This is a genomic window from Pseudonocardia sp. GCM10023141 (assembly GCF_042653605.1).
The window spans coordinates 23469-43115 of record NZ_JBHSIR010000009.1 but is presented as its reverse complement, the minus strand read 5'-3'; the positions used below and the strand labels follow the sequence as shown (position 1 = coordinate 43115).

16 protein-coding genes and 2 pseudogenes are annotated in these 19647 nt (G+C 71.4%); 14 read left to right on the top strand and 4 right to left on the bottom strand.

Features of this window, described 5'->3' with window-relative positions; genetic code table 11:
• Positions 1-138 precede the first annotated feature (138 nt).
• The 3 genes and pseudogenes from ACFPFQ_RS05095 to ACFPFQ_RS05085 all read left to right on the top strand — a co-directional run bounded on the left by ACFPFQ_RS05095 (position 139) and on the right by ACFPFQ_RS05085 (position 1213).
• Positions 139-351: a substrate-binding domain-containing protein gene (locus tag ACFPFQ_RS05095; protein WP_379615258.1), complete on the top strand. Its 213-nt coding sequence runs from the start codon at positions 139-141 to the stop codon at positions 349-351.
• Between the two features lie 132 nt (positions 352-483).
• Positions 484-723, top strand: a pseudogene (locus tag ACFPFQ_RS05090) (enolase); the annotation flags it as partial.
• 124 nt (positions 724-847) lie between these two features.
• Positions 848-1213, top strand: a complete 366-nt coding sequence (locus ACFPFQ_RS05085) for an enolase C-terminal domain-like protein (protein WP_379615256.1) — start codon at positions 848-850, stop codon at positions 1211-1213.
• Between the two features lie 40 nt (positions 1214-1253).
• Here the strand turns inward: ACFPFQ_RS05085 and ACFPFQ_RS05080 are convergent, their stop codons facing one another.
• Together ACFPFQ_RS05080 and ACFPFQ_RS05075 are read right to left on the bottom strand one after the other, a co-directional pair.
• Positions 1254-3050, bottom strand: coding sequence for a chloride channel protein (locus tag ACFPFQ_RS05080; RefSeq protein ID WP_379615254.1), 1797 nt, complete (start codon positions 3048-3050; stop codon positions 1254-1256).
• 150 nt (positions 3051-3200) lie between these two features.
• Positions 3201-3692 (bottom strand): MarR family winged helix-turn-helix transcriptional regulator, encoded by a 492-nt coding sequence (locus tag ACFPFQ_RS05075; protein WP_379615252.1) that lies wholly within the window; start codon positions 3690-3692, stop codon positions 3201-3203.
• Positions 3693-3816: 124 nt separating this feature from the next.
• Between ACFPFQ_RS05075 and ACFPFQ_RS05070 the strand changes: the two genes are divergently transcribed.
• From ACFPFQ_RS05070 to ACFPFQ_RS05055, 4 genes are all read left to right on the top strand, one after another.
• Positions 3817-4260: a CBS domain-containing protein gene (locus tag ACFPFQ_RS05070; RefSeq protein WP_379615250.1), complete on the top strand. Its 444-nt coding sequence runs from the start codon at positions 3817-3819 to the stop codon at positions 4258-4260.
• On the top strand, positions 4257-4457 hold the full coding sequence (locus ACFPFQ_RS05065) for a hypothetical protein (RefSeq protein ID WP_379615248.1): 201 nt from the start codon (positions 4257-4259) through the stop codon (positions 4455-4457). The genes ACFPFQ_RS05070 and ACFPFQ_RS05065 overlap by 4 nt, the downstream gene beginning before the upstream one ends.
• Entirely contained in the window at positions 4454-4957 is a 504-nt protein-coding gene (locus ACFPFQ_RS05060; RefSeq protein WP_379615246.1) for a nitroreductase family deazaflavin-dependent oxidoreductase, read from the top strand. Before ACFPFQ_RS05065 ends, ACFPFQ_RS05060 begins: the two co-directional genes overlap by 4 nt.
• 245 nt (positions 4958-5202) lie before the next feature.
• Entirely contained in the window at positions 5203-5589 is a 387-nt protein-coding gene (locus tag ACFPFQ_RS05055; protein WP_379615244.1) for a hypothetical protein, read from the top strand.
• A 53-nt stretch (positions 5590-5642) separates the two neighbouring features.
• On the opposite strand, the gene rpoB is transcribed toward ACFPFQ_RS05055, so the two are convergent.
• Entirely contained in the window at positions 5643-9122 is a 3480-nt protein-coding gene (rpoB, locus tag ACFPFQ_RS05050; RefSeq protein WP_379615242.1) for a DNA-directed RNA polymerase subunit beta, read from the bottom strand.
• Positions 9123-9774: 652 nt separating this feature from the next.
• On the opposite strand from rpoB, the gene ACFPFQ_RS05045 reads away from it, so the two are divergent.
• The 5 genes from ACFPFQ_RS05045 to ACFPFQ_RS05025 all read left to right on the top strand — a co-directional run bounded on the left by ACFPFQ_RS05045 (position 9775) and on the right by ACFPFQ_RS05025 (position 15323).
• Positions 9775-10626 carry a hydroxypyruvate isomerase family protein gene (locus tag ACFPFQ_RS05045; RefSeq protein ID WP_379615240.1) on the top strand — a complete coding sequence of 284 codons (852 nt, stop codon included), beginning with the start codon at positions 9775-9777 and terminating at the stop codon, positions 10624-10626.
• On the top strand, positions 10623-11537 hold the full coding sequence (locus tag ACFPFQ_RS05040; RefSeq protein ID WP_379615238.1) for a 2-hydroxy-3-oxopropionate reductase: 915 nt from the start codon (positions 10623-10625) through the stop codon (positions 11535-11537). Before ACFPFQ_RS05045 ends, ACFPFQ_RS05040 begins: the two co-directional genes overlap by 4 nt.
• Positions 11538-11541: 4 nt before the next feature.
• A complete protein-coding gene (gcl, locus tag ACFPFQ_RS05035; RefSeq protein WP_379615236.1) occupies positions 11542-13317 on the top strand; it encodes a glyoxylate carboligase in 1776 nt (591 codons plus the stop codon).
• A gap of 7 nt (positions 13318-13324) precedes the next feature.
• The gene (locus tag ACFPFQ_RS05030; RefSeq protein WP_379615234.1) at positions 13325-14479 is read left to right on the top strand and encodes a glycerate kinase; all 1155 of its coding nucleotides are present in this window, start codon (positions 13325-13327) and stop codon (positions 14477-14479) included.
• Positions 14480-14555: 76 nt separating this feature from the next.
• Positions 14556-15323: an IclR family transcriptional regulator gene (locus tag ACFPFQ_RS05025; RefSeq protein ID WP_379615954.1), complete on the top strand. Its 768-nt coding sequence runs from the start codon at positions 14556-14558 to the stop codon at positions 15321-15323.
• A 192-nt stretch (positions 15324-15515) separates the two neighbouring features.
• On the opposite strand, the pseudogene ACFPFQ_RS05020 reads toward ACFPFQ_RS05025, so the two are convergent.
• Positions 15516-15650, bottom strand: a pseudogene (locus ACFPFQ_RS05020) (2-oxo-4-hydroxy-4-carboxy-5-ureidoimidazoline decarboxylase); the annotation flags it as partial.
• A 318-nt stretch (positions 15651-15968) separates the two neighbouring features.
• Here ACFPFQ_RS05020 and ACFPFQ_RS05015 point away from each other — a divergent pair.
• Together ACFPFQ_RS05015 and ACFPFQ_RS05010 are read left to right on the top strand one after the other, a co-directional pair.
• Complete coding sequence (locus tag ACFPFQ_RS05015; protein ID WP_379615232.1) at positions 15969-17165, top strand: cytochrome P450; 1197 nt, start codon at positions 15969-15971, stop codon at positions 17163-17165.
• 303 nt (positions 17166-17468) lie between these two features.
• Complete coding sequence (locus tag ACFPFQ_RS05010; protein ID WP_379615230.1) at positions 17469-19274, top strand: NAD(P)-binding domain-containing protein; 1806 nt, start codon at positions 17469-17471, stop codon at positions 19272-19274.
• Positions 19275-19647 lie beyond the last annotated feature (373 nt).

The window sequence follows — 19647 nt, the reverse complement described above, 5'->3', positions numbered from 1 at the left end:
TCCACGCGGGTGTCGCCGCAGCCGACCTCGTGCTCGCCTCCGGCGCCACGGCCGTCATCGCCTACAACGACCTGATCGCGCTGGGCCTGCTCAACCGGTTCGGGGTGCGGGGCGTCGCGGTGCCGGGGCCGCATCAGCGTGCTGGGCTACGACGACATCCCGATGTCGGCCATGACGCACCCGGCGCTCAGCACGATCGCGGTGCCCACGCTCGAGGCGGGCCGCACGGCCGTCGCGATGCTGCTCGCGATGATCGCCGGCAGCGACATCACCCCGCAGCGGGTGCTGCCCGCACAGCTGATCGTCCGCGCCACCAGCGGGCCGGTGCCCGCCGTCATCGAGAAGGAGTAGCACGTGTCCGATCCCGGCGCGTCCCATCCGGCCGTCCTCGACAGCATCACCGGCGTGCGGATCTCCTCGGTGACGTTGCCGCTGGCCACCCCGATCAGCGACGCGAAGGTGCTGACGGGCCGGCAGCGACCGATGACCGAGGTGGCGATGCTGTTCGCGGAGATCAGCACCGCGTCGGGCGTCGAGGGTGTGGGCTTCAGCTACTCCAAGCGCGCGGGCGGCCCCGGCCAGTTCGCGCACGCCCGCGAGCTCGCCCCCGTCCTGATCGGGGAGGACCCCAGCGACATCGCGAAGATCGCGACGAAGCTCGCATGGGCGGGTGCGTCGGTGGGACGCAGCGGGCTGGCGGTGCAGGCGATCGCGGCCTTCGACGTGGCGCTGTGGGTCCTGAAGGCCAAGCGGGCCGGACTGCCGCTCGCGAAGCTGCTCGGCGCGCACCGCGACGCGGTGCGCTGCTACAACACCTCCGGCGGCTTCCTGCGAGATGCTCACCAGCGTGGCGGAGCACGCCGAGTTGATCCGCCTCGGCGGCGCCGACATCGTGCAGCCCGACGCGCCGCGCATCGGCGGCATCACCCCGTTCCTGAAGGTGATGGCGCTGGCCGAGCACCGCAACCTGCAACTCGCCCCGCACTTCGCGATGGAGATCCACGTGCACCTCGCCGCGGCCTGTCCGATGGCGCCGTGGGTGGAGCACTTCGAGTGGCTCGACCCGCTGTTCGTCGAGCATCTGGAGATCCGTGACGGGCTCATGCACCTCTCGGCCCGTCCCGGTCTGGGCGTGACGATCAGCGAGCAGGCCCGAGCCTGGACGGTGGCCGAGTTCCAGGTCGGGGAACCCCCGTCCGGGGGCGGTCGCTGACGGTGGGCGGCGCTGACGGGTGGGCGGGCGTGCTGAAGCCCTAGAGGGGATCGGCCTGGCGGCGACGGCCGCCGCGCACCCAGCGGCCGGGGGTGATGAGGCGTTCGCGGTGGTGGTGCTCGGCAAGGTCGCGCAGGCGACCGTCGAGCAGGTGCTCCACGGTGACGAGCCCGAGCAGCCGGTCGGGCTCGTCGCGGGCGACCACCGGCGCGGCCGTCACGCCGTACTCGGCGAACAGGGATGCTGCGGTGCGCAGGGTGTCGTCGTCGTGCACGACGACGGGCCGGGTCAGGAGGAGATCCGCGGTCGGTGGCGCGCTGCCGACCGCCTCGGCCAGCGACTGGCGGGGCACGACACCGACGAGCCTGCGGTCGGCGTCCACGACGGGGAACAGCCGCTGCAACGGCTCCCGGACGGGGGTGTCGCCGCCGCGGCCCTCCGGCCGCGGCACGGTGCGCTCCAGCAGCAGCGCGGCCGACCCGACGTGGTCGGTCATCGGCAGGCACGCGGGGTCGGTGTGCATGACCTCGTTGACGTAGAGCACCTCGAGCGGGTCCACGTCGTACTCGCGGGAGAGGTGGAAGCCGCGCCGGGCGATCTTCTCGGTGAGCACCGACCGCCGCAGTACCAGGGCGGACACCCCGTACGCAGCGCTCGAGGCGATCAGCAGTGGTAGCAGCGCCGGCCACGCGTGGGTGAGCTCCAGCGCGAACACCACCCCCGTCAGCGGGGATCGCATGACGCCGCCCACCACCGCGGCGAGCCCGATCAGTGCCCAGAACCCGGGTCCGACCGCGGGGAACACCAGCCCTTCCAGCGCCCCGAGCGACGCCCCGATCATGAAGACCGGGGCGAGCACGCCACCGGAGGTGCCCGATCCCAGCGACAGGCCCCAGATCAGGCTCTTCACGATCAGGATGCCCACGATCAGCGAGATCGCGGCCCGCCCGCTGAGCAGGTCGGCGATGACGTCGTAGCCCACGCCCAGCGCGCGCGGCTCGATCAGGCCGCCGATGCCGATGATCAGCCCGCCGATGGCGGGCCACCACATCCAGTGCAGCGGCAGCCGGGCGAAGGTGTCCTCCGAGAAGTAGACCAGCGCCGTCACGGCCACCGCGAGCAGCGCACCGATCACCCCGGCGACCACGCAGAGCAGCTCCGCGGCGGCGCCCGGGTGCAGCGCGTCGGCGGCCATCGGGAACACCGGTGCCGTGCCCAGCAGCGGGCCCCGCACGATCGTGGCCACGGCGACCGCGGCGACAACGGGCAGGTAGCTGCGCGGGCGCCACTCGAACAGCAACAGCTCCACCGCCAGCAGCACCGACGCGAGCGGCGCGTTGAAGGTGGCGGCCATCCCGGCCGCCGCGCCGGAGACCATCAGCGCCTTGCGCTCGTCGGCGCTCAGGTGCAGCGCCTGCGCGAGGATCGAGCCGACGGCGCCGCCCGTCATGATGATCGGGCCCTCGGCTCCGAAGGGGCCGCCGCTGCCGATGCTCACCGCAGCGGACACCGGCTTGAGCACCGCGACCCGGGGCTCCACGCGGCTGCGGCGCATGAGGATGGCCTCGATCGCCTCGGGCATGCCGTGGCCGCGGATCTTCTCCGAGCCGTATCGGGCCATGAGACCCACCACGAGGCCGCCCAGCACCGGGGCGACCAGCACGAGCCACGCCGGGGGATGGGCGGCGCCCGGTGCCACCATCGCGGACGACACCCGCTGGTAGAAGACCAGGTTGGTGATCAGCCCGATCAGACGCAGCAGTCCCCAGGCGGCCACGGCCGCGGCGGCGCCGATCGGCAGCGCCCAGCCGATGATCTGCAGGACGCGCGGGGTCACGGTGAAGTCCCCGAGATGGGAGCGTCGCGGATGCGGTGCGGCGTTCACGACTGCGGGTACCTCCGAGGCGGGATATGTGCTCAACCGCAACGATGATAGGTCAGCATCGTTTGTGCGTTCGGTGATGAAGAGCACTCGCCCCGGAGGGTGTCAGCCGTGGGTGGTGGTCCAGCCCAGTGACCAGACCGCGTCGTCGGAGATCTCGTCCCCGGCCTCGGCGAAGGACCGCAGCGCCGAGGCGAGCGCGCGCCGCCTGCTCTCCGGCATCCGTTCGAGGATCTTGACGATGGCTGCCCGGCGGTGGTCCATGACGTTGTCGACGAGGTCGCGACCGGCCGCGGTCAGGTCCAGGAGGAGGTTGCGGCGGTCGGCGGGGTCGTCGCGGCGGTCGAGCAGCCCGGCCACGACCAGCCGCTCGACCAGGCGCGTCGCGTTGGAGGAGTGGACGCCGAGGCCGGCTGCGACGGCGCCGAGGTTGAGCGGTCCGCGACTGGCCACCATCACCAGCACGCGCAGTTGCGGCAGCGTGACCAGGTCGTCGATGGCGGCCACGGACTGCGCGCTGACCCCGACCAGCACGCGGGCGGCGGCCATCACCGCCTCGATGTCTCGTTCGTCGCCGGTCCGGCCGCTGCTCTTCACGTGTGCCAGTGTGCCCCGCCGCCTGCGCAGCGCCAAACATTGCCATGGGGTGTTCGATCGGACGCAATGTATGCTTAAGCGCAATCATTGCGTGATAGTGACCAGGTGCGCTCGGAGGTGCGGTGTGAAGGTCTCGGACATCCTGAAGATCAAGGGGCATGCGGTGGAGACGGTGCACTCGTGGACACCGGTCACCGAGGCGATCCGCAGGCTGGCCGGGCCGCCGCAGATCGGAGCGCTGGTCGTCTGCGACGGTGAGGGCCGCGGCCGCGTCGAGGGCCTGCTCACGGAGCGCGACCTGATCAAGGCCCTGCACCGGGCCGGCCCGGCGGTGCTGGAGCGGTCCGTTGGCGACCTCATGCACCGGCACGTGCCGGTCTGCGCTCCCGACGACTCGCTCGCGCACCTGATGGCGGAGATGACGCACACCCGTCAGCGCCACCTCCCGGTCGTCCGGGACGGCGTGCTGTGCGGCCTGGTCAGCATCGGCGACGTCGTGCGCCACCGGCTCGACGAGATGCGCCTGGAAGCGGATGTGCTGCGCGACATGTACCTGGCGCACCGGTGATCACGCCGGGAGTTCCCCCGCTCCCCGTCGAGGCGGCCGGCTCGTGGCGGGACCGCATCGTGGACCTGCACGTCCTCGCCGAGAACGGCGATCCCGACGCGGCCGCGACCGCTCGGCAGTGGCTCGATCGGGACGCCGAGGCGCGCCGGGTCTGGGACGAGGTCGAGCAGACCTGCGACCGGATCCGTCGGACGTGAACCGACCGCGGGCCGCGCGATCAGCGTCGAGGCGGGCGCTCCGCCGTGCGGGCCGGTGGCTGCTGCGGGCCCCGGCGGTGCTCTACGACCGGAACGCGGGGTGGCTGCTTGGCCACCGGTTCCTGCGTCTCTCCCACGTCGGGCGGCGCTCCGGTCGCCGCTACCGGACGATGCTCGAGGTCGTCGGCGTCGGTCGCGAACCGGCCGAGTTCATCGTGCTGTCCGGCACCGGACGGTCCGCGGACTGGTACCGCAACCTGCAGGCACGACCGGCCGTCGAGGTCGCCATCGGGCGGGAGCGGTTCGCACCCCGCCACCGCGTCCTCGGTGCGACCGAGGCCCTCGCGGTGCTGGCGGACTACGAGCGCCGCAACCGGTGGGCGGCTCCCGTGATCCGCGTCGTGCTGAGCCGGCTCGTCGGGTGGACCTACGACGGCACTCCCGACGCACGGCGCCGGCTCGTGGCGGAGCTCCCGTTCGTGGCGCTGCGGCCGCTCTGAGTCGGCGCGGTCTCCGTAATTCCGCACGGTCCCGTCTTCCCCAGGATCTCCGGCGCCACCCGTCGCGCAGGCGCTGGCAGGATGCGTGGACCGGCGAGAGCGAGGAGCACCGGTGCCCGTGGACGGACCCCGAGACCGTTGCGGGCCTGGTCCTGCTCGACCCCACCCCGCTCAACGACGCGGCGGGGTGCGCGCGGCTCGAACGCACCACGAACCTGATCGAGAAGGCGACCCGCGTCGCGCCCGTGCGCCGACTGCTCGCCGCGGCACTGCGGGCATCGTTCGCCCGGCAGCGCCGTCGCCTGCGGCTGCGACCGGACTGTGCGGCCCCCCACGCGAGGATCGGCGACCTCGACATCCCGAAGCTGGCCCGCGCCGTGCGGGGCATCACGGCGCTGTCGGCGGGGCTGCGCGACGCGGACCTGCCCCGGGTGCCGGCCGTGGTGGTCACCGCCGACCGCAAGCCGACCGACGCGATCCGCCGGTCCCACACCCGGCTCGCGTCCGCGCTCGACGCGCCGCTCATCTCGTGGCCGGACGCGGCACACAACCTGCAGCTCGACCACCCCGACGAGACGCTCGCCACGGTGCGCGAACTGCTCCGCCGCGTGAAAGCGGCCACCGCCTCCTGACGATCAGGAGGCGGTGGCCGCTCAGTGCCGTGCCGTGAAGCGCGGTGCCGTGATCAGCCGACGACGTCGTCGATCGTCATCGAGTCGGCACCCGGGCGCCGGGACAGGTTGATGCCCAGGTTCGCCGCCGTGCGCTCGAGGTCGTCGTCGTCGCTGTCGTGCATCGGGATCGTCGCGCCGTCACTGGAGAGCACCTCGACGTTGAGGCACAGCGACTGGAGCTCCTTGAGGAGCACCTTGAACGACTCCGGGATGCCCGGCTCGGGGATGTTCTCGCCCTTGACGATCGCCTCGTAGACCTTGACCCGGCCCAGCACGTCGTCGGACTTGATCGTGAGCAGTTCCTGCAGCGTGTATGCCGCGCCGTAGGCCTGCATCGCCCAGCACTCCATCTCACCGAACCGCTGGCCACCGAACTGGGCCTTACCACCCAGTGGCTGCTGCGTGATCATCGAGTACGGGCCGGTGGAACGCGCGTGCAGCTTGTCGTCCACCATGTGCGAGAGCTTCAGGATGTACATGTAGCCAACGGCCACCGGGAACGGGAACGGCTCCCCGGATCGACCGTCGAACAGCTGCGCCTTGCCGTCCGGGCCGACCATCCGCTCGCCGTCGCGGTTGGGCAGCGTCGAGCCCAGCAGGCCGGTGATCTCGTGCTCCTTGGCACCGTCGAACACCGGTGTGGCCGTCTTCGTGCCGGGCGGCATGGAGAGCAGCTCGTCGGGCATGCTCGACGCCCAATCGGGCCGGCCCTCGACCTCCCAGCCGGTCTTGGCGATCCACCCGAGGTGGGTCTCCAGCACCTGGCCGATGTTCATCCGGCGCGGCACACCGTGGGTGTTGAGGATGATGTCGACCGGCGTGCCGTCGGGCAGGAACGGCATGTCCTCGGGCGGGAGGATCTTGCCGATGACGCCCTTGTTGCCGTGGCGGCCGGCGAGCTTGTCGCCGTCCTGGATCTTGCGCTTCTGCGCCACGTACACCCGGACCACTTCGTTGACACCGGGTGCGAGCTCGTCGCCGTCGTCGCGGGAGAAGACCCGGATGCCGATGACCTTGCCGGTCTCGCCGTGCGGGACCTTCAGCGACGTGTCGCGCACCTCGCGCGCCTTCTCGCCGAAGATCGCGCGCAGCAGGCGCTCCTCGGGCGTCAGCTCGGTCTCGCCCTTGGGCGTGACCTTGCCGACGAGGATGTCGCCGTCGCGGACCTCGGCACCGATGCGGATGATGCCGCGCTCGTCGAGGTCGGCGAGCACCTCCTCGGAGACGTTCGGGAGGTCGCGCGTGATCTCCTCGGTGCCCAGCTTGGTGTCGCGGGCGTCGACCTCGTGCTCGTCGATGTGGATGGAGGTGAGCACGTCGTCCTGCACGAGCCGCTGCGAGAGGATGATGGCGTCCTCGTAGTTGTGGCCCTCCCACGGCATGATCGCCACGAGCAGGTTCTTGCCGAGCGCCATCTCGCCGTTCTCGGTGCTGGGCCCGTCGGCCAGCACCTGCCCGGCCTCCACCCGTTGCCCCTCGTCGACGATCGGGCGCTGGTTGATGCAGGTGCCCTGGTTGCTGCGGCGGAACTTGTCGAGCCGGTGCGTCTGGCGGGTGCCGTCGTCGGCCATCACCGTGATGAAGTCGGCGCACAGCTCCTCGACGACGCCCGCCTTCGGCGTGATCACGACATCGCCGCCGTCGACGGCCACACGCAGCTCCATGCCCGTGCCGACCAGCGGTGAGTCGCTGCGCAGCAGGGGGACGGACTGACGCTGCATGTTGGCGCCCATGAGCGCGCGGTTGGCGTCGTCGTGCTCGAGGAACGGGATCATCGCCGAGCCGACCGACACCATCTGCCGCGGAGAGACGTCGATGTACTCGACGCCCGCCGGTGGGATGAGGTCGATCTCGGTGCCACCGTTGCGTCGCACCAGCACCCGTTCGCCGGTGAAGCGACCGTCGCGATCGAGCGGCTCGTTGGCCTGCGCGATGACGAAGCGGTCCTCCTCGTCGGCGGTGAGGTAGTCGATCTGATCCGTGGCGCGGCCGTTCTCGACCTTGCGGTACGGGGTCTGGATGAAGCCGAACGGGTTGACCCGCGCGAACGTCGACAGGTAGCCGATCAGGCCGATGTTCGGGCCCTCCGGCGTCTCGATCGGGCACATCCGGCCGTAGTGGCTGGTGTGGACGTCGCGGACCTCGTAGCCGGCGCGCTCCCGCGACAGGCCACCCGGACCCAGCGCGGACAACCGGCGGCGGTTGGTGAGCGAGGCCAGCGGGTTGGTCTGGTCCATGAACGTGGACATCTGGGACGTGCCGAAGAACTCCTTCAGCGACGCCACGACGGGACGGATGTTCATCAGGGTCTGCGGCGTGATCGCCTCGACGTCCTGGGTGGTCATCCGCTCGCGGACGACCCGCTCCATGCGCGAGAGGCCGACCCGGACCTGGTTCTGGATCAGCTCACCGGTGGTGCGCAGGCGGCGGTTGCCGAAGTGGTCGATGTCGTCGGTCTCGACCGGGATCTCGACCGCGTTCTCGCCCTCGCCGACCGTCATCATCGTGTCGCCAGCGTGCAGGCGCACCAGGTACTCGATGGCGGTGGCGATGTCGTCCTCGGTCAGCGTGCCCACCGAGTTCGGCGTCTTCTGCCCGAGCTTCTTGTTGGTCTTGTAACGACCGACGCGCGCGAGGTCATAGCGCTTGTCCTTGAAGAACAGGTTCTCCAGCAGCGTCTGCGCGCTCTCACGGGTGGGCGGCTCACCCGGGCGCAGCTTGCGGTAGATGTCGAGCAGCGCCTCGTCCTGCCCGGCGGTGTGATCCTTCTCCAGCGTCGCCAGCATCGTCTCGGAGAACCCGAAACGCGCCGCGATCTGCTCGGCGGTCCACCCCAGCGCCTTGAGCAGCACGGTGACCGGCTGGCGGCGCTTGCGGTCGATGCGCACACCGACGGTGTCGCGCTTGTCGACGTCGAACTCCAGCCACGCACCCCGACCAGGGACCACGCGGACGGAGTAGACGTCCTTCTCGGTGGACTTGTCGATCTCGTGGGAGAAGTAGACGCCGGGGGAGCGCATCAGCTGCGACACCACGACACGCTCGGTGCCGTTGACGATGAAGGTGCCCTTGGGCGTCATCACGGGGAAGTCGCCCATGAAGACGGTCTGGCTCTTGATCTCACCGGTGGCGTTGTTGGTGAACTCCGCCGTGACGAACAGGGGAGCGCAGTAGACCAGCCCCTTGTCGCGGCACTCCTCGACGCTGGCCTTGACCTCGTCGAAGCGCGGGTTCGACAGCGACAGCGACATGGTGCCGGCGAAGTCCTCGATCGGCGAGATCTCGGCGAGGATCTCCTCGAGGCCACCGACCGGGTTCTCGTCGCCGGCATCGATGCGCCGCTGGAACCACGCCTCGTCGCCCACGAGCCATTCGAAGGACTGGATCTGCAGGTCGAGGAGGTTGGGCACCTCGAGCGGTTCGCGGATCTTCGCGAAGGTGACCCGGTTGGGCGCGCCGGGGAAGTTCGGATGGGCCAAGACGGAGGTCATGGTGTTCGTGGTGCCTTGCGGCGATGCCAAGGTGCGTCCTTCCGGAACTGTGCGCGCATCCGGCGGGCAGCAGGCTTCGCGACCCCCGTCGGACCTGCGCTCCGGGCGGGAGGCCCGGATCGAGCGGGTCGTGTGGAGCGCGGAACCGGCGCACGCCGTCTGTTGACAGGCACAGCCGCCGACGGACCCGCGCGCGACAGAAGGATTCCCGATGGCGTGGGGAGCTCCCTGGGTGCGCGCAGACCATGCGGAGGCAGCGCAAGGGGGGAGTGTAGCTGCTCAATTGAACTCTGTCGACATACGTCACCGAGCTAATCAACGAGCGCAAGGGAACAGTAACCCGGGCCGCTGCGCGGCGTCAAGGCTCAGCGCGTCGCGTGGCGGCCTCGCCGGCTCATGATCTCACGGATACGTACTGGTGAGAGGCGTGGGTCCGGTCGGGTCCGGCGGGGCGGGCCCGACCGGGGCCCGACGCCGCGCTGCCGCCCGGCCGGGTCGGTTCGGCGATCGGTCCGCCCGGTGCGGCCGTTCCGGGCCGTCGTGGCACCGCGGCAGGTGCGTGGTTGACGGACGGGGCACATCGGTTTATCTTTTCCGTATCACAGAAGAAGATTTCCACAATACGGAAACCACGGAAGGGCGGGTCAACGCCATGACGGCATCGCGTTACGCGGTGAACTGTTCGCTCCTGTTCACCGAGCTGCCGCTGCTCGATCGGCCCGCAGCGGCGCGGACGGCGGGGTTCGACGCCGTCGAGTTCTGGTGGCCCTTCGCCGCCGCGGTGCCCGGTGACAGCGAGGTCGCCGCGTTCGAGCGCGCGATCACCGACGCCGGGGTGGCGCTGGTGGGGCTGAACTTCTTCGCGGGCGACATGCCCGCGGGGGATCGCGGTCTCGTCTCGTGGCCGGCGCGGCGCACGGAGTTCCGCGACAACATCGACGTGACGGTGGCCATCGGCGAGCGGCTGGGCTGCCGCGCGTTCAACGCCCTCTACGGCAACCGGATCGACGGGGCCTCCGCCGCCGAGCAGGACGCCGTGGCCGTCGAGAACCTCGCGCTCGCCGCGGCCGCCGCGGCTCGCATCGATGGCGTGGTGCTCGTCGAGCCGGTCAGCGGCGCACCGCGGTACCCGCTGCTGACCGCGGCGGACGCGCTGGCGGTGATCGACCGGGTCCGTGCCGCCTCCGGGGCGACCGACATCGGTCTCCTCGCCGACCTGTACCACCTCGCCGTCAACGGCGACGACGTCGACGCCGTGATCGCCCGCCACTGCGGCGACATCGCCCACGTCCAGATCGCCGACGCCCCCGGCCGCAACGAACCCGGCACGGGCACCCTCGCCCTGGCCCGGCAGCTCGACGCGCTCGGCGCGGGCGGCTACCACGGGTGGGTCGGCCTCGAGTACAAGCCGAGCGGCGCCAGCGCCGACAGCTTCGCGTGGCTTCCTCGGGAGCACCGCGGCTCAGCACACGCAGCGGCAACGACGACAGGAGCGCAGCGATGACCGCGACCACGGTGGGCTTCATCGGACTGGGGATCATGGGTGCGCCGATGGCGGCGCACCTCGTGGCCGCCGGGTACGACGTCGTCGGCCACAACCGCAGCCAGGCAGCGGTCGACCGGTTGGTCGCGGCCGGTGGCCGGGCCGCCGCCGACATCGCCGATGCCGTGCGCGATGCCGACGTCGTGATCACCATGCTGCCCGACTCACCCGACGTCGAGGCCGTCGTCCTCGGTGACGACGGGGTTTTCGCCCACGCCAAGCCGGGCACGCTCCACATCGACGCGAGCACGATCCGCCCCGACACCGCCGCGCGCATCGCCGAGATCGGGGCCGCACAGGGCATCCGCGTGCTCGACGCCCCGGTCTCCGGAGGGGAACAGGGCGCGAAGGACGGCATCCTCTCGATCATGGTCGGGGGTGCCGCGGCCGACGTCGAGGCGGCGCGCCCGGTGCTGGAGACGTTCGGCCGCACGGTGGTGCACGTCGGGCCGGCCGGCTCGGGGCAGACCGTCAAGGCGGCCAACCAGCTCATCGTGGCCGGCACGATCGAGCTGGTCGCCGAGGCGATCGTGTTCCTCGAGGCCTTCGGGGTGGACACCGAGGCGGCCGTGCGCGTGCTGGCCGGTGGGCTGGCCGGCAACGCCATCCTCGAGCGCAAGGCGCCCGGCATGCTCGCGCGCAGTTTCCAGCCCGGCTTCCGGATCGACCTGCACCACAAGGACATGGGCATCGTGCTCGCCGCGGCCCGCGAGGCCGGGGTGGTGCTGCCGGTCGGAGCCGTTCTCGGCCAGCTCATGGCCGCCGCCCGCGCCCAGGGCGACGGCGGGCTCGACCACTCCGCGCTGCTGCGCGGGGTGGAGCGGCTCGCCGGCCGCTCCCATCAGGAACCGCGCAACCAGGAACAGGAGTAGGACCATGCCACGCATGTCTGCTGCCGCGGCCGCTGTCGCGATCATGAAGCGCGAGGGCGTCCAGCACGCGTTCGGGGTTCCCGGTGCCGCCATCAACCCGCTCTACGCGGCGATGCGGGCCGACGGCACCATCGAGCACGTGCTGGCCCGCCACGTCGAGGGCGCCTCCCACATGGCCGAGGGCTACACGCGCACCGCTGCCGGCAACATCGGCGTCTGCATCGGCACCTCGGGGCCCGCGGGCACGGACATGATCACCGGTCTGTACTCCGCATCGGCCGACAGCATCCCGATCCTGTGCATCACCGGCCAGGCGCCCGTCGCTCGCCTCCACAAGGAGGACTTCCAGGCCGTCGACATCGCCGCCATCGCCAAGCCGCTGACCAAGATGGCGATGACGGTGCTGGAACCGGCCCAGGTCCCCGGCGCCTTCCAGCAGGCGTTCCACCTGATGCGCTCCGGTCGGCCCGGTCCCGTCCTGATCGACCTGCCCTTCGACGTCCAGCTCGCCGAGATCGACTTCGACTCCGACACCTACGAGCCGCTGCCCGCCTTCAAGCCCGCCGCCACCCGCGCGCAGGTGGACAAGGCGCTCGACATGCTGTGCAGCACGGAGCGGCCGCTGATCATCGCCGGTGGCGGGATCGTCAACGCCGATGCCGCCGACCTGCTCGTCGAGTTCGCCGAGATACTCGGCGTCCCGGTCGTTCCGACGCTGATGGGCTGGGGCACGATCCCCGACGACCACCCGCTGATGGTGGGCATGGTCGGCCTGCAGACCGCGCACCGGTGCGCCAACGAGACGATGCTCGCGTCGGACTTCGTGCTCGGGATCGGCAACCGCTGGGCGAACCGGCACACCGGCTCGATCCCGGTGTACACGAAGGGTCGCCGGTTCGTGCACGTCGACATCGAGCCGACCCAGATCGGGCGGGTGTTCGCCCCCGAGTTCGGCATCGTCTCCGACGCGGGCGCGGCGTTGAAGCTGTTCGTCGAGGCGGCCGCCGAGCGCCGCGACGCCGGCACGCTGCCGGACTTCTCGGCATGGGCCACCGAGTGCAAGGACCGCCGCGGCGGCTCGCACCGGCGCACGCACTTCGACGAGGTGCCGATCAAGCCGCAGCGGGTGTACGAGGAGATGAACCGGGCGTTCGGCCGCGAGGCGCGCTACGTCAGCACGATCGGGCTCTCGCAGATCGCGGCGGCGCAGCTGCTGCACGTCTACGCGCCGCGGCACTGGATCAACGCGGGCCAGGCCGGCCCGCTGGGCTGGACGCTGCCGGCGGCGCTGGGGGTGTGCACCGCTGATCCGGACGCGCTGGTCGTCGCGCTGTCGGGCGACTACGACTTCCAGTTCATGCTCGAGGAGCTGGCGGTCGGGGCGCAGTACAACCTGCCCTACATCCACGTCGTCGTGAACAACGCCTACCTGGGTCTGATCCGCCAGTCGCAACGCGGGTTCGGCATGGACTACCAGGTGTCGCTCGCGTTCGAGAACGTCAACGCGCCGGAGGTCGGCGGGTACGGCGTCGACCACCTCAAGGTGGCCGAGGGCCTGGGCTGCAAGGCGATCCGGGTGCACGAGCCTGACCTGCTCGCTCCGGCGTTCGAGGAAGCGCGCAAGCTCATGGCCGAGTTCCGGGTCCCGGTCGTCGTCGAGGTCATCCTCGAGCGCATCACGAACATCGCGATGGGCACCGAGATCGACAACGTCGTCGAGTTCGACGAGCTGGCGGCGAACGACCAGGACGCCCCGACGCACGTCGCGCTGCTGGACTGAGGCCGACATGACCGGGCACGTGGTGCTGGCTCCGGACAAGTTCAAGGGCTCGATCCCGGCGTCGCGGGTCGCCGCGCACCTGCGCACCGGGCTGCTGGCGGCGCTGCCCGGGCTGGCGGTGGTGGCGGTACCGGTCGCCGACGGCGGTGACGGCACCCTGGACGCCGCGGTGTCCGCCGGGTTCACGCTGGTGCCGGTGGTCGCCTCCGGTCCGACCGGGCAGCCGGTGCGGACCGGGTACGCGCGACGCGACGGGGTGGCCGTCATCGAGCTGGCCGACGTCTCGGGTCTGGGTCGGCTCGTCGGGGGCCGACCGGCCCCGTTGACGGCGTCGAGCCGCGGCACCGGGGAGGTGCTGGCCGCGGCGCTGGACACGGGCTGCACCCGGATCGTGCTCGGCATCGGCGGCAGCGCCGGCACCGACGGCGGTGCGGGGATCGTCGTGGCCCTCGGCGGGCGGCTGCTCGACGCCGCGGGGCGCGACATCGGCGACGGCGGGTCCGCGCTGGGCGCGGTCGCCGATCTCGATCTCTCGCGGCTGCACCCCGGCCTGCGCACGGCCGAGATCGTGGTGGCCTGCGATGTGGACAACCCGCTGCTGGGCCCCACCGGTGCCGCGGCGGTCTACGGCCCGCAGAAGGGTGCCGACACCGGCGAGGTCGAGGAGCTGGACGCCGCGCTGGGCAGGTGGTCGGCGGTGGTCGCCGCCACCACCGGGCACGACCGGGCGAGCTGCCCCGGTGCCGGTGCGGCCGGTGGTGTCGGGTTCGCCGCACTGGCCGTGCTGGGCGCCGTGCTGCAACCGGGTATCGACCTCGTCCTCGACATGGTCGGGTTCCCGCGCCATCTCGCGGGGGCCCGGCTGGTGATCACCGGCGAGGGATCGCTGGACGCGCAGACGTTGCGCGGCAAGGCCCCGGCCGGTGTCGCCGCCGCGGCCCGCGTGGCCGGCGTGCCGGTGATCGCCGCAGCGGGACGCAACGCGCTCTCGGATGCCGACCTCGCGGCGTCCGGCATCCAGGGTGCCTACGCGCTGACCGACATCGAGGCGGACCCGGCCCGGTGCATGGAGCACGCGGGCCCGCTGCTGGAGCGGCTGGCCCACCGGATCGCGCGGGATCACCTCGCCGCCGTCCCGGATGCGTTGTCGGACATGCTCTAGTGTCGTGATCGAGGAACAGCGGTTCCCGCGGGCGGGCGGCGCCGAGCCGCCTGATGGTGAAGGGGTTCGCACGGCCATGGTCGAGTCCTCCGGTGGTGGCGGCGTCCAGGCCGTCGAGCGGGCCTTCGAGCTGCTGGAGGTCGTCGCGCGCGCGGGCGGGGCAGCGTCGATCAGCGAGATCGCCGACGCGGCCGGGCTGCCCCTGCCGACCATCCACCGGCTGCTGCGCACGCTCGTCACCGGCGGGTACATGCGCCAGCAGCCCAATCGCCGCTACGCGCTGGGGCCACGCCTGATCCCGCTCGGCGACGTCGCGAGCGGCATGCTCGGCTCCTGGGCGCAGCCGGTGCTGTCGCTGCTGGTCGAGACGCTCGGCGAGTCGGCCAACCTGGCGATGCCCGACGGTGACCTGGCCGTCTACGTCGCGCAGGTGCCCTCCACGCGCTCGATGCGGATGTTCACCGAGGTCGGCAAGCGCGTGGCACTGCACTCCACCGGGGTCGGCAAGGCGCTGCTGTCCCAGCTTCCCGACGCCGAGGTCCGAGCGCTGGTCGCACGGACCGGGATGCCCGCGATGACGGCACGCACCATCACCGATCCGGACCTCCTCCTGGCCGAGCTCGCCCGGGCCAGGGCCCGCGGCTACGTGGTGGACGACAGCGAGCAGGAGATGGGTGTGCACTGCGTCGCGGTCCCCGTCACCAGCGACGGCACCAGGATGGCGGTCTCGGTGTCGGGCCCCGCCACCCGCATGACCGACGAGCTGGTGGAGCGCGCCGTGCGGCTGCTCGGCGACGCGGCCGTGGAACTGCGCAGCCGGCTCGCGGTGCGTTCGAGCGCCTGACCGGCCCGAACCGCACCCGACAGCGGGGCCGTCGACGCGGCCCTCACCGCGCCAACCTGGTGGCCACGGCGCCAACGTCTGGACATCGGCGCGGTGGCCAATTGGTTGGCGCGGTCGGCCCGGCCCTCGACGGTGCCGATCCAGGCGTGACGAGGCCGAGCCGGCTCCGACGATGCGCCCGACCCGGGACCGGCAGATCCGCTCCAGGTGCCGGCGGGCGATGCTCAGCTCCGTGTCGGGATCGTGGCCCAGCCGCGCGGTGAGGTCGTCCTGCACCTGGCTGCCGGACAGCCCCGCCGCCGCGATCAGGAACGTGCTGCGCGGCATCATGCGTACTCTCCGTAACTGATTCCGTCAGGAGAGGCTCGGCTCACCATCCCTTAGGTGCGCATCTGTTGCCGCCGCCCGCTCGTTGACCGGGCACTATGCCCACGGAGCCTCCCGTTGGGGGGCCGAGCCCGTACCGGGTCTCGGTGGTGGGGGCGAGCGTTGCGTAGTTGAAGTGCGGCAGACCTGGTCGGGGTGGGGCTCCGGCCAGGTCTGCCGCTGTCGTTGCGGTGTCCCGCAACCGGATGCATCGGTTGTGCGCCAGGATCGGTGTCGGTCGCGGTGACCGACACCGCGGTGGACGTTGGGGGATCTCTCGTGACGGAGACGCCGGTGCTGCCCGTGTTCATGCAGCGGGATGGTTTCGATCCGGTTCCGGAGCTCACGGCGCTGCGGAAGGACGAGGGTGTCCGCAGGCTCGACTTCGGTGGCGGGTACTTCGGCTGGCTGGTGACGCGCTTCGAGGACGTGCGCACGGTGCTCAGCGATCCCGGGCGGTTCAGCAATGCGCGGCAGGCGGCAATGCAGACCGAGGGGCTCGACGAGGCGCTGGCCGCGGAGCTCGCCGCGTCGCAGGTGGGCAACCTGCTCACCCTCGATCCGCCCGAGCACGGGCGGCTGCGGCGGTTGCTCACCCCGGAGTTCACGATGCGGCGGATCGGACGGTTGGAGCCGCGGATCACCGAGATCGTCGCGGATCACCTCGACGCCATGGAGCGGAAGGGCCCACCGGCCGACCTGGTGGCCGAGTTCGCCATGCCGATCCCGTCACTCGTGATCTGCGAGCTGCTGGGTGTGCCCTACACCGACCGCGCGGAGTTCCAGGAGCTGGGTGCGCGGCAGCTGGACCAGTCGCTGCCGCCGCAGGAGCAGGTGCGGGCCCAGACCGATGCCCGCACCTACATGGCGCGGCTCGTGGCGAAGGCCCGGACCGATCCGGGTGAGGACATGCTCGGCATGCTGGTGCGCGAGCACGGCGACGCCATCACGAGCGAGGAGCTCACCGGGGTCGCTTCGCTGCTGCTGGTGGCCGGCCACGAGACCACAGCCAACATGCTGGGTCTCGGGACGCTCGCGCTGCTGCGCCACCCCGACCAGCTCGCACTCGTCCGCGACGACCCCGACGCGGTGGGCCCCGCGATCGAGGAGCTCATGCGCTGGCTCAGCATCCTGCACGCGGGCACCGCCAAGGTGACCACGACGGACGTCGAGCTGTCCGGCCGGACGATCGGGGCCGGCGAGCTCATCATCTGCGTGCTGGCCGCGGCGAACCGGGATCCGGCGCTGGTGGAGCGCCCCGACGAGCTCGACGTCCGGCGCGGCGCCCTCGGTCACGTCGGATTCGGGCACGGCGTGCACCACTGCCTGGGTGCGCCACTGGCCCGGATGGAGATGCGGATCGCGTTCCCGGCCCTGCTGCGCCGGTTCCCCGACCTGCGGGCGGTCGGATCGGACATGGACGCGCGGATCTTCAGCGCGATCTACGGCCTGAGCTCACTGCCCGTCCAGTGGTGAACGAGTCGGCCGGCACCCGCGCAACAGACGGTGCGGGTGCCGGCCGACTTCGCAAGCCGTCGCCGGTCCTCGCACGCGTTCCAACCCCTGCGAGGACGGGCGACGGTGTGCGAGGTCGGCCGCCGCGAGGTCGGCGAGGGAACTCGCGCCGAGGCTCGGTGCCACCGAGCTCCGATGAGAGCGGGGTCGACGCGGGCGGACTGCGGGTGAACGGCACTAGGGTCGAACGCAAGGACGACTCGTGGGCTCGCCTGCGTACAGGTCCTCGCCTCGGCCCGTTGTTGTGCTCGTAGGAGGTTCGTCGTGACCCAGACCGTCGACAGCACCCGCTCTGCTGCTGCCGTGGGGGTGGACGCCTGGTTGGAGCAGTTCCAGGCAGCACTCACCGCCCGCGATCCCGAGGCGGTGGGCGCCCTGTTCGCCGCCGAGAGCTACTGGCGTGATCTCGTCGCCTTCAACTGGAACATCAAGACCGTCGAGGGCCCGGCCGAGATCGCCGCCATGCTGCGCGCCCAGCTGGACGCCACCGACCCCACGGGCTTCCGGGTCAGCGAGGAGCCGACCGAGGCCGGTGGTGTCACCGAGGCCTGGCTGGAGTTCGAGACGGCCGTGGGACGGGGGAGCGGTCACCTGCGGCTCGTCGACGGCAGGGCGTGGACGCTCCTCACCACGCTCGACGAGCTGACGGGCCACGAGGAGCCCCAGCGCGAGCGCCGGCCGATGGGTGCCGAGCACGGCGCGAACCAGGAGCGGGTCACCTGGCTGGAGGCGCGGGCGAAGGAGGCCACCGAGCTGGGCTACACCACCCAGCCCGAGGTGGTGATCGTCGGTGGCGGGCAGGGCGGCATCGCGCTCGGGGCCCGCCTGCGCCAGCTCGGGGTGTCGGCGATCATCGTGGAGCGCCGGGAGAAGCCGGGGGACTCGTGGCGCAGCCGCTACAAGTCCCTCTCGCTGCACGACCCGGTCTGGTACGACCACCTGCCCTACATCCCGTTCCCTGCCAACTGGCCGGTGTTCTCGCCGAAGGACAAGATCGGCGACTGGCTGGAGATGTACACGCGGGTGATGGAGCTCAACTACTGGGGCTCCACCACCGCGAAGAGCGCCACCCGGGACGGCGACGGGTGGACGGTCGTCGTCGACCGGGACGGCGAGGAGGTGACGCTCCGGCCCCGCCACCTCGTGCTGGCGCTGGGCGTCTCGGGCAAGCCGAACGTGCCGGAGATCCCCGGCGCGGACGTCTTCGCCGGCGATCAGCACCACTCCTCGGCCCACCCCGGACCGGATGCCTACAAGGGCAAGAAGGCCGTGGTCATCGGCTCCAACAACTCCGCGCACGACATCTGCGCGGCGCTGTGGGAGAGCGGCGTCGACGTGACGATGGTGCAGCGCAGCTCCACCCACATCGTGCGCTCCGACTCGCTCATGGACCTCGCACTCGGCGACCTCTACTCCGAGCGGGCGGTGGCTGCGGGCGTCACCACGTTCAAGGCCGACACGATCTTCGCCTCGCTGCCCTACCGGATCCTGCACACGCTGCAGAAGCCGGTGTACGACGCGATCCGGGAGCGCGACGCCGACTTCTACGCCTCGCTGGAACGCGCCGGTTTCGACCTCGACTTCGGCGACGACGACTCGGGCCTGTTCATGAAGTACCTGCGCCGCGGCTCGGGCTACTACATCGACGTCGGCGCGTCACAGCTGGTGGCCGACGGCAGCATCAAACTCGCCAAGGGTGTCGTCCAGGAGCTGACGAAGGACGAGGTCGTGCTCACCGACGGCACCCGCCTCCCGGCCGACCTCGTCGTCTACGCCACCGGCTACCAGTCGATGAACGGCCTCGCCGCGGACATCGTCGGGCAGGAGATCGCCGACGCTGTCGGCAAGGTCTGGGGCCTGGGCTCGGACACGACGAAGGACCCGGGGCCCTGGGAGGGCGAGCAGCGCAACATGTGGAAGCCCACCCAGCAGGAGGGGCTGTGGATCCACGGCGGCAACCTGCACCAGTCGCGGTACTACTCGCTCTACCTCGCGCTGCAGCTCAAGGCGCGTGCGGAAGGCATCCCGACACCCGTGTACGGGCTGCAGGAGGTGCACCACACCTCCTGAGTAGCGGGGCGGGGACCGCGCGCTCGATCACGTCGCTTCGCATCCGACCGCCCGGGTGATGCGAACGGCCTGGAGCGCGCGGACCCCCTCCAGCGCCAGGTAGATGCCACCGCCCAGCACGAGCCCACGGGGTAGGCCAGGTCGGCGCCGTGCAGCGCGTCGCGCGAGACCGAACCGAACAGCGCGTCCAAGAGCGGGCCGTGCGCGGCGAGCTCCGAGCCGAGGTGGTGTTCGAGAACGGGAGGCTCGCGGCGAACCCGACGAGCAGCGCAGCGAGCGCCGTGCCCCGCCACGGCAGCTGCTGCAGAGTCGCGCCGGCCGCGGTGACCATGTCGTCGAGCCGGGGAGCACCGCCTGCCGACCTCGCACACCG